This window comes from Bacillus sp. YC2, assembly GCF_019891195.1.
Classification (GTDB): Bacteria; Bacillota; Bacilli; order Bacillales; family Bacillaceae; genus Bacillus.
On the sequence record NZ_JAHXDO010000036.1, the window covers coordinates 1 to 511 of the forward strand.

Annotated in this window: 1 pseudogene; it reads left to right on the top strand. The window is 48.1% G+C overall.

Annotated elements, in window-relative coordinates:
• Positions 1–511, top strand: a pseudogene (locus KY305_RS19785) (lipase); the annotation flags it as partial.

A 511-nucleotide genomic window follows, 5' to 3' on the forward strand; every position in this document is an offset into this window, starting at 1 on the left:
CCCTCGCTCTCGCAGTTCAGCCGAAAGGAGCGGCTTAATGGAACACTGTCCGAACAGATAGGGAAGAATCTCGCTTATTTCCTCACTACCGTAATTCTGAGAAATCCGGATACACACGGCTTAAACGAAGCGAATTTCATATTTGATCGAAACGGAAACATTGCAAACCCAAACGGAGATGAATTAGTCTTCGATAAAAACCTCGGCGCTCTCCTGCCGTCCGGTGCAATCGGCAGCGGAGACCCGATAAAAGTAACGCCGAAAAGTGCGAAGAAGCTGGCTGAAAAGGTGCAGGCCATGGCTGAGGATTTACGGAAAATGAAAAAAGAAGCGCAGCACGCCTATCAGGAACACGATGAGAAAATCACCGAGCTGAGAACGGAATTTTACGGTCAAGTCGGACACGGCCTGTATGATCAGCTTCATGGGCAAGACGTGACCAATACACTTGAAGATATTGCGCAATCTTACGATAAAGGCCCGATTTTTTATGACACACAGGCAGAGCAGG